The sequence below is a fragment of the Marinitoga sp. 1155 genome (assembly GCF_001021175.1).
Lineage (GTDB): Bacteria > Thermotogota > Thermotogae > Petrotogales > Petrotogaceae > Marinitoga.
In genome coordinates, this window is the sequence record NZ_AZAX01000025.1 from 1 (window position 1) to 10,532 (window position 10,532).

Below are 10,532 nucleotides of genomic sequence, written 5' to 3' on the forward strand. Positions count from 1 at the left end.
AGTTTAAAATATAACAAATCCCTTTGGGATTTGTTATATTTTAATAATCCGAAAATAAAAAATAAAAAAAGATTGTCCAAAAGTCAAATTCACTCAGACAGCTTGATTGCTAATCCTTAAAATTATTCATTCTCAGCCGTCGCTCAAACAATACATCGTGTATTGTTTCGCTCAAAATTACGTCCATGTAATTTTGACGGCTTACATTCATAATTTTAAGGGCAATCTTCGAGTCTTCGTTTCATTTGAGACTTTTTAGACAATCTAAAATAAAAAAAGTTAATGTTCTAACAAATCCATTTGGATTTGTTATATTTTTTTTTATTGTTATTAATTGGCAAAATGTAAAATTTTGTATATTTAACAGAATTTATGTTATAATTATTTCAAAAGGGGTGATATAGATGAAAGTATGGGAAACAGAAATTTTTGGCAGAAAATTAATTATTGAACATGGAAAAATGGCCAAACAAGCACATGGATCTATTTTATTAAAATATGGAAAATCAGCAATATTAGTTACCGCAACTGCTTCAAAAGAAGCAAAAGAAGGTATTGATTTTCTTCCTCTAACCGTAGAATTTCAGGAAAAATTTTATGCAGTTGGTAAAATACCAGGTGGTTTTTTAAAAAGAGAAGGCAGACCAAGCAGTGAAGCTATTTTGTCTTCCAGATTAATAGATAGACCTATTAGACCTTTATTCCCGAAAGATTTTCATAATGATATACAGGTTATAGTTACAGCATTTTCAATGGATAATGATGACAGTATTGAAACCTGGGGAATAACAGGAGCTTCTTTTGCTTTGAATTTATCTCCTATTCCATTTGAGGGTATGGTTGCAGGAGTTAGATTGGGATACGTTGATGAAAAATTTGTTGTATTTCCTACTCAGGAAGAATTGAAAAATAGCAGAATGGATATAGTCGTTGCTGGAACAAAAGAGGCTATAACTATGGTTGAAGGAGAATCTTTAGAAGTATCAGAAGATGAAATGGTAAAAGCTCTTTTATATGCTCATGAGGCGATTAAACAGATTATAGAATTTCAGGAAAAAGTGGTTTCAGAATTTAATATAGAAAAATGGGAAGTGATTTCTCCTGAAATCCCAGAAGGATTTGTTGAAGATTTTGAAAAATTGATAAATGATGAAGAATTAGAAAAAAGAATCTTGGTAAAAGGTAAAAAAGACAGAGACGATGCATTGGATTCATATAGAAAAGAATTATTAGAAGAATTCCAGACAAAATATGTTGAAAAATGGGATAACGAAAATTATGAGAAGTATAAGAAATTTTTATATGAATCTTTTGATGAAAAGATTAAGAAATTAATGAGAAAAATGATAATAGAAAAGAATATAAGAGCAGATGGAAGAAAAATAGATGAAATAAGGCCGATTACATGTGAAATAGGGTTATTTGAAAAAACACATGGGTCTGCATTGTTTACAAGAGGAGAAACGCAAAGTTTAGGAGTTGTTACTCTTGGCGAACCTATGGATGTTCAAATAATAGACACAGTATTTGAAGAAGGAGAACGCCGATTTATGCTCCACTATAATTTTCCTCCATTTTCTACAGGAGAGGTAAAAGGGTTAAGGCTAAGTAGAAGAGAGATAGGACATGGACATTTAGCTGAAAGAGCTCTAAAAAATATGTTGCCTACCGAAGAAGAATTTCCTTATATTATCAGAATTGTTTCTGAAATATTAGAATCAAATGGTTCTTCATCCATGGCTACAGTATGTTCTGGTTCGTTAGCATTGATGGATGCAGGTGTTCCTATACCAAAACATGTTGCTGGTGTTGCTATGGGATTAATTTTTGAAGATGAAAAATTTGTTGTATTAACAGATATATTAGGTATGGAAGATCATCTTGGTGATATGGACTTTAAAGTTACAGGAACAAGGGATGGTATTACTGCATTTCAAATGGATGTTAAGGTAGCTGGAGTGAATGAAGAGGTATTAAAAGAAGCTTTAGAAAGAGCAAGAGTCGCCAGACTGCATATCTTAGACATTATGTATAATACAATTTCAGAACCAAAAAAAGAGTTATCTCCGTATGCACCTTTAATAAAAACAACGAAAATACCTATTGACAAAATATCAGAGGTTATAGGACCTGGTGGAAGAGTAATAAAAGGAATACATAAAGATTTTGATGTTGAGATTTCTATAGATGATGAAACTGGATTGACAAAGGTAAGTGGTCACAACGTTCAGAATATAGATAATGCCATTAAATATATTGAAAGTTTAATTAAAGAAGTTAAAGAAGGAGAAGTTTTCGAAGGAAAAGTATCCAGAATAGAAAATTATGGATTGTTTGTTGAAATTATTCCAGGAAAATTAGGATTATTACATATGTCGAATTTAGGAAAAGATGCCAAAGAATTGTTAAAAAGTATCAAAATTGGCGATATTATGAAAGTGGAAATAATAAGTATTGATGATAATGGTAGGATTCAATTGAAAAAATTTGGTGAAAAAACAGCAGAAAGAAAAAATCATAGAAGAAAAAATTATCAAAGACCGGAGGAAAAAAATGATCATAAAAAGAACGCTGAATAAAGGATTAGATGTTTTATTAATTCCAAGAAACAATGTTAGAAGTGTGTCGATAATTGCTGCTATACGGGGTGGTTCTGCTCATGAACCTGCTGAACTTTCTGGAATATCGCATTTAATAGAACATTCAGTATTTAGAGGAACAGAAAACAGAAATATGGAAGAAATAAAAAGGCCCATCGAGGAATTTGGTGGGTCCTTAAATGCTTTTACAGGGAAGAATTTAACTGCATACTATGCAAAAGTTCCTTTAATTGCTTCAAAAATTGGAGTGGAAATTATATTAGATATCATATTTAATGCTAAATTTAATAAAGAAGATATTGAAAAAGAGAAAAGAATAGTTTTAGATGAAATTGCTATGTATGAAGATGAACCTGTTGAAAATACATTTGAACAATTAAATAAAATCATGTTTGCAAATGAATTTTCATTCCCTGTACTTGGCACAAAAGAGAGCGTATCTAAATTAAATTCACAAATGTTAAAAGAATATTATCTCGAAAAATATACTCCACAAAATATAGTTTTAACTCTTGTAGGACCGGAAAAAGAATTAGAAAAGCTTTTGTTGAATATAGAAAGATTGATTCCAGATAGAGAAGGAGAAAAATATCCATTTAAAAGTCCAACTTTTAATGAAAAAGTTGAAAAAATTGAAAAAGAAAAAGAAGAACTTTCTCAAATATATATTGCATATTCATTTAAAGCTCCATCAAAAATGTCATCCGGTTTTTATCCTGCTGCAATTTTAAAAACATTTTTAGGAAGCGGAATGAGTTCATTATTATTTACAAAAATCAGAGAAGAACTGGGATTGGCTTATGAAATTACTGCAGATTATTCTGCTTATAATGATACAGGTACATTTACTATATTTGCAGCTACTGTTCCACAAAATTTTGAGAAACTCAATAACTCTATTAATGAAAATTTAAAAAATATAGATACATTTGAAAAATGGATAAAATATGGAAAGAAAAGGTTATCTGGTAGATATATGCTTGAAACAGAAAATGGGTTAAATTTTGGTTTTTTGGCATTAGACTATTATCTGTCTTTTGACAAACTAATTGATATAGATGAAATAGTAAATAAAATTAATATTCAGACTGATGAGGATATAATTAATGTATCCAATGAAATTTTCAGTCAAAAGCCATATATTTCTATTGTTAAACCAAAATAAATGGAGTTGGGATTTTGAAAGTAAAAATAAATAGTTTAACTCCAGGTATGATAGTTGGAGAGGATATTTATAGTTTAAAAGATAATTTGAATTTAAAGAAGGGACAAAAACTTGATCAAGAAACCATTGATCAATTATTACGCAGTGATATTATAGAAATTGAAATTGCAGAATCGGAAACTGCAGTTGGATTTATACAAAAAAATTTTGAAAACCTTCCAAATATTGTTGATGAAGTTGTTTATAGCAAATGGATAAATTCTATTAATGATTTATTTCACCATTTTTCCAAAGAAGAAATATATGTATCTTTAAACAATATAACAGAAGAAATATATAAAATATTGGATGTAAAAGAATATTTTATTTTGAATTTTATGAATTCTTTTGGGAATGATAGTTTAACCTATCATTCCTTAAATACTGCTATAATCGTCTCTATAATTGCGAAAAAAATAGAAACTCCATATATTATGTATAAGCAAACTGTGAAGTTTGCGCTTATACATGATATTGGCTATGCCATGTTAGATGAACGTATTATTAATGATTTTGAAAGTGAAGAGAAAAATGCTCTTATACACAATATAGTTGCTTATAAAAAACTACAGGATTTAAAAGCAACATTGAATCATGAAATTATAGAAAGCGTATTATATCATCACGAAAGATATGATGGAAAAGGTAAGTTTCATTTAAAAGGAGAAAAGATACCTCCTCTTGTTAGAATTACACAAGTTGCTGATGCATATACATCATTAACGGAATTAGGATATACACCATATCAGGCATTGTCATGGATATTAAAAAAGTGTGGATTTATTTTTGATCCATATTATGTTAGTTTATTATATGAAATTACTGGATATTATCCTACCGGCACAAAGGTTAAATTAAGTAACGGAACAACAGGAATTGTTTTAAAAAGAAATGAAATAGAATTTTTCCCCGAAGTATTGGTAGATAATGAAACGATAAAAACTGGACCGGATACAAATATTTACATAAAAGAGGTGATTGAATGAAAATAGTACCTCTTAACAAGGCTAAATTTGGCATGGTGCTTGCAATGGATATACGCGATACAACCGGCAAAGTCATTTTAAAAAAAGGAACAGAAGTAAATGAAATTGTCATTTATACCTTAAAAAAAGCAGGAATTTTTAATATCCCAGTAAAGAAGTTAGATGTATTGAAGGAATTAAAAAAAGAAGCTGAAAATCATGGAGTTATAAGTAAAGAAAAGCTTGATTTAAACTATAAGAAAATAAAAGAAGTGTTTAAAACACTGGAAAAAAGCGGAGATATTGATATTGATTCGGTAATAAGTATAGCCGCATCTATAAAAGAAGATTTGGAAAACAATTATTCTGATCAATTATTTGTACCTTTGAAAAAATTAAAAGATTTTGATGAGTATTTATATTCACATTCATTGAACGTTATGATTATCAGTTCTTTGTTGGCTATAGAAAATGGTATAATTGGGGATGAATTGTTAAATGTTTCTATTTCAGCTCTTTTACATGATATTGGAAAAACACAGGTTCCTATTGAAATTATGAACGCTCCAAGAGCTTTAACTGAAAGTGAAATGAATACAATGAGAAATCATGTATTATTTGGGAAAAATTTAGCTATGGAAAATAATATAAAAGACCCTAACATTATAGGTGGAATATATGAACATCACGAAAGAATCGACGGAAGAGGTTATCTTGAGAGAAAGAAAAAGGAACAAATAACAACATTTGGTAAAATCATATCAATTGCTGATGTTTATGATGCTTTAACAAGTACAAGAAGTTATAAAGGTCCATGGACGCCATATAAAACAATATCGTTTATATTAACAAATGTTGAAAAACAATTTGATGGAGAGTTGGCTCGTGGATTGATAAATGCTTTTGGTATATATCCTGCAGGAACAAGGGTTCAATTAAACAATGGACAATTTGGAACGGTAATTGCTTCAAACAGAGCCAATAAAATACGTCCTTTAATAAAAGTTGATCATAGTGAAACAATAGATTTAAGCAAAGAACATTCTTTGAGAATAGTTAAAGTTCTGGATTATGTGTATATAGAATAATTTATTTAGAAAATTCTTTTACTTTTATGTCTAAAAAATTATTATTATCGATAAATAAAATACTATTTTCATTTGTTTTTATGAGAACTTTATTTTTTAATCTTGAAAGCAATGAACGGAATTTTCTGGGATTTATTTCTATAAGATATTTATATTTAAATTTTAAATTCAGTTTCCATGTTATCGTTGTGTTTTTATCTTTAGCTATAATATAAGAATCTTTTCCAAATATTATATATATTTTAATATTCGAAGGTAATGTCGTATATATTTTATTCAGAATTTTTTTAAATTCTTCTGTGTTTATTTTTAATTCTTCTAAAGGTTTAAAATTAAAATCAATTTTAAAATTATCTGAAATTTTATTATTACATACATTTATATATAATCCTTTGCTTTTAATTAAAAGGGCATTGGTATTAAGATATAAATCAATTTTTTCATCAGAAATTAAAGAGAGCGATTTTACCAGATGTCGAATGGTGACATAGGGGATTTCAATAGAAAAACTTTTTGAAGTTTTTCCAAGATAGCTATATGTATATATATTATATCCTGAAAAATATCCATATACATCTTCTTTATATGAAGAAATCCTTATTAAATCCCCTTCCATCCCCTGAATACTACAAAAATCAAGGGATTTTATGAAAGATTTTAAATTAACACTTGAAATTAATATCGGTTCTTTTATTTTAAATACAGGTTTTTTATCGTTTTCACTTTCTATATTTAAAACCATATTTTCTAACTCTATTTTTAGTCCTTCATCTAATGCTAACATTCTTATAAAAGGATTTTCTTTTTCATTCAATCCTTTAAGTAATCCTTTTAAATGCTGAATAGGAATTTTATAGACTTTTTCAAAAGGAAAAAACTCTTTTGAAAAGAGAATATTAGCCACAGCACAACCATCTGTCATGGAAACTCTTAAAACTTTATCGAAATATAGGTAAATATATCGATGAATTGGTTCAACATTGCCACATAATTTATCAGCAAATTCTGTAATTTTTAGTAATCTTTTGGTTGGTATCCATCCTTCCATCTTATTCCTCCATGAAATCGTCTTTACTTATAGGAGTTCCGCCAAGTAATTCAAAGTTTAATAATCTATAATTCCCGTCAAATTCCGCAATTAAATTTATCTTTTCTGAACATTTGGAACCAACATATTCTTTATTTATAACATAAACAGCCTTGCCTTCATATGATGTTGAAAAATCATATCCTTTCCTTAAATAACTTCTAAACTTTTCTCCGCATTTATCACATTTAAAATATAAAACGAGTGAATTTGATTCATTATAAAAAGGATTTTTAGATATATCCTTTTTCTTTTTTTTAAACCAGAACATATAATCAACCTCCAATTCGATGCTAATACGATTATATCATATTTTCATAAAACAAATATTAACTCTACCTTTTTTCCCATTTCCTCCATTGCTATTTGCATAATTTTATATGTTTGTTTACACCTTGAACATCCTGAACCTAAAAATGTAAATACTGCTATCTCTTTCTGAAGAGGGACCCCCTAAATACATCATCAGGTCCAATTTTTTCTATTATAAATTAGATTTTTCCTGCCGGCAGGTTAATACGATGTTTTTTTAATTTAAATAAATAACTTCGTCATTTATCAGCGCTGACGAATGTAGTATATCTTATTTTGTTCTTGCATGGGAATAGTTGTGGAATAGATTGGGAATGAAGTTACTGAAATGTGATATAATTCAAGTGGATAAAAATCAAAAAAAATTAAACCGATGCCCGCCGTAGGCGTGAATATTTTCTTTGAAAATATTAAAAAGTTTTTATTTTAAAATAATAAATTATTATCCTATAACCCGCGGCAGCGTGTATATTTGCGGAGCAAATATAGAAATGTTTTTTTATATTTAAATCTAAAAATTTTAATCCTATTACCCACCGTAGCGTGTATATTTGCGGAGCAATTATTCAGATGTTTTTTATTAATATCTATTTTTAATCCTATAACCCGCCGTAGGCGTGTAACACCGGAGGTGAATCATGAGAAGATTCTGTACAAGTGGTCCCGTTGATAAAAAAACATGTTATTATGTTGAGAGACCCGATATAATGAAAGAAGCACTTGACCATATAGAAAATTGGAGATACTTTACAGTATCAGCACCAAGACAAAGTGGAAAAACAACATTGTTAAATGATATAGTTGAAAAAATAAAGGATAAATATTTGCCAATATTTATATCTTTTGAAAGTTTTGGAGGAATAAAAGAAGAAAAAGAGTTTATGGAAGTATTTTTGAAGAAGACAAGAAAAAAATTAATGAAAGAAAATATAAAAATAGAATTTAATAAAAAATATAAAAGGATAAGAGAAATAGAAGATATAGTAGATAAAATCTATGAAACAACTCAAAAAAATATAATACTAATAATAGATGAATTTGAAAAACTAAATAATGAAGAAATAATGAATACATTTTTACATGTAATACGAAGTATATATCATGATAGGGAAATATACAAACTCAGAAGTGTAATATTAATAAGCGTAGGATATCTAAGCGGAATATTAGAAGACAATGCCAGTCCATTCAACATAGCAGAACATTTAGAAGTGCCATACTTTACAAAAGAACAAGTATATGATTTACTTTCGCAACACGAAAAAGAAACAGGACAAATATTCGAAGAAAAAGTAAAAGAATTAATATGGCATAATGCTGCAGGACAACCAGGATTAACCAATGGTCTTGCATATGACTTAGTAATGAAAAAAGCAAAAGGAGAAAAAATAATAACAGAAAAACATTTTGAAAAAACATTATATGATTATATGAGAGTATATATAGACAAAAACATATCAAATATAATAAACAAAGCAAAAAAAGAAAAAGAATTAATGATGAAAATATTATTTGAACCAAATAATGTAGAATTTAATATATATGATGAAAACATAAAATTCTTATATTTAAACGGAGTAATAGACAATTGTGAAGGTATATGCTGTGTAAAAGTGCCGTTGTATTACAAAGCATTATATGCAAGATTTAAACCACAAATTAACGGAGAAAAATCGCAAATGAAACCATTTGATGAAAGTATAAAAAAATATCTAAACAAAGATGGAAGTTTGGATTTAAACAAATTGATGAAAAGATATATAGAATATATAAAATCAAGAGGAGCAATAATGTTCAAGGGCAGAAACTATTACGAAGGAGTATATCAATACAATCTTGATCAATTTCTTGGATTATATGTAGAAGCAGCAGATGGAAAAGTATATCCTGAAACACAAATAGGCGGAGGAAGAATAGATTTATTGATAAATTTAAACAACAAAGAATACTTAATAGAAATAAAAGCAAATATAGATGAAGATCAATATGAAAAATCAAAAAAGCAAATAAAAGAATATATAAAAAGAAAAGGGATAAAAGATGGATGGTTAATAATATATTCAAATACAATAAAAGATTTTGAATATATAACAGAAGAAGAAAATGGAATAAAATTACATATATGGTTTATAAAAACAAATTTTAAAAATCCGTCAAAGGTAAAATAATTCTATATATGACTTTTTGGAAGAAAAATATTATCATACGATGTCTAAAAAGTCAAATTCACTCAGGCAGCGATTATCCTTAAAATTATTCATTCTCAGCCGTCGCATCGATTTTTCATCCATGAAAAAGCTTCACTCAAAAAAACGTCCTGTTTTTTTGACGGCTTACATTCACGCTTAGATTTTTTAGGTATAAAAAATCTAAGGGAAAAGGAGAGCGATAGCTCAAAAGTTTTTTCTTTAATTAAAAACCAATTTTTAAACCTATTACCCACCGTAGGCGTGAATATTTGCTTTGCAAATATTAAAAAGTTTTTATTTTAAAATCTTAAACCTTTATCCTATAACCCGCCGTAGGCGTGTAACACCGGAGGTGAGATAATGAGAAGATTCTGCACAAGTGGTCCCGTTGATAAAAAAACATGTTATTATGTGGAAAGACCCGATATAATGAAAGAAGCGCTTGATCATATAGAAAACTGGAGATACTTTACAGTATCAGCGCCAAGGCAAAGTGGAAAAACAACATTGTTAAAAGATATAGTTGAAAAAACAAAAGAAAAATATTTACCTATTTTTATATCTTTTGAGGATTATGATGGCTTAGAAGATGAAAAAGAGTTTATAGAAGTATTTTTAGAAGATATAATAAAAAAATTAAAAAATCAAAATATAAAAATAGGAATAAAAAAGGAAGAATATAAAAATGTAAGGGAAATAAACAAGATTATAGACAAAATATATGAAGCAACAAAAAAAGAAGTGGTATTAATGATAGATGAATTTGAAAAATTTGATAATGAAAAATTAATGAACAAATTTTTACATACGATAAGAAAAATATATCATGATAGGGAAATATACAAACTCAGAAGTGTAATATTAATAAGCGTAGGATATCTAAGCGGAATATTAGAAGACAATGCCAGTCCGTTTAATATTGCAGAACATTTAGAAGTGCCATACTTTACAAAAGAACAAGTATATGATTTACTTTCACAACATGAAAAAGAAACAGGACAAATATTCGAAGAAAAAGTAAAAGAATTAATATGGCACAACGCAGCAGGACAACCAGGATTAACAAATGGACTTGCATATGATTTAG

8 protein-coding genes are annotated in these 10,532 nt (G+C 28.1%); 6 read left to right on the plus strand and 2 right to left on the minus strand.

Going from position 1 to position 10,532, the window contains the following annotated elements; translation table 11 throughout:
* Positions 1–404 precede the first annotated feature (404 nt).
* From pnp to X274_RS07765, 4 genes are read left to right on the plus strand one after another with little or no spacing between them, the layout of a single operon-like run.
* The gene (gene pnp, locus X274_RS07750) at positions 405–2,579 is read left to right on the plus strand and encodes a polyribonucleotide nucleotidyltransferase (protein WP_047266263.1); all 2,175 of its coding nucleotides are present in this window, start codon (positions 405–407) and stop codon (positions 2,577–2,579) included.
* The gene (locus X274_RS07755; RefSeq protein ID WP_047266264.1) at positions 2,554–3,765 is read left to right on the plus strand and encodes a M16 family metallopeptidase; all 1,212 of its coding nucleotides are present in this window, start codon (positions 2,554–2,556) and stop codon (positions 3,763–3,765) included. The genes pnp and X274_RS07755 overlap by 26 nt, the downstream gene beginning before the upstream one ends.
* Before the next feature lie 14 nt (positions 3,766–3,779).
* A complete protein-coding gene (locus X274_RS07760; protein WP_047266265.1) occupies positions 3,780–4,790 on the plus strand; it encodes an HD-GYP domain-containing protein in 1,011 nt (336 codons plus the stop codon).
* Positions 4,787–5,857: an HD-GYP domain-containing protein gene (locus tag X274_RS07765; protein ID WP_047266266.1), complete on the plus strand. Its 1,071-nt coding sequence runs from the start codon at positions 4,787–4,789 to the stop codon at positions 5,855–5,857. Before X274_RS07760 ends, X274_RS07765 begins: the two co-directional genes overlap by 4 nt.
* A gap of 1 nt (position 5,858) precedes the next feature.
* On the opposite strand, the gene X274_RS07770 is transcribed toward X274_RS07765, so the two are convergent.
* Positions 5,859–6,905 (minus strand): hypothetical protein, encoded by a 1,047-nt coding sequence (locus X274_RS07770; RefSeq protein ID WP_047266267.1) that lies wholly within the window; start codon positions 6,903–6,905, stop codon positions 5,859–5,861.
* Position 6,906: 1 nt separating this feature from the next.
* Positions 6,907–7,215 (minus strand): hypothetical protein, encoded by a 309-nt coding sequence (locus tag X274_RS07775; protein WP_047266268.1) that lies wholly within the window; start codon positions 7,213–7,215, stop codon positions 6,907–6,909.
* 679 nt (positions 7,216–7,894) lie between these two features.
* On the opposite strand from X274_RS07775, the gene X274_RS07780 reads away from it, so the two are divergent.
* Together X274_RS07780 and X274_RS07785 are read left to right on the plus strand one after the other, a co-directional pair.
* Positions 7,895–9,424, plus strand: coding sequence for an AAA-like domain-containing protein (locus X274_RS07780; RefSeq protein ID WP_047266269.1), 1,530 nt, complete (start codon positions 7,895–7,897; stop codon positions 9,422–9,424).
* Between the two features lie 381 nt (positions 9,425–9,805).
* On the plus strand, positions 9,806–10,532 hold a 727-nt coding region (locus X274_RS07785), incomplete at its 3' end, for an AAA-like domain-containing protein (RefSeq protein ID WP_047266270.1).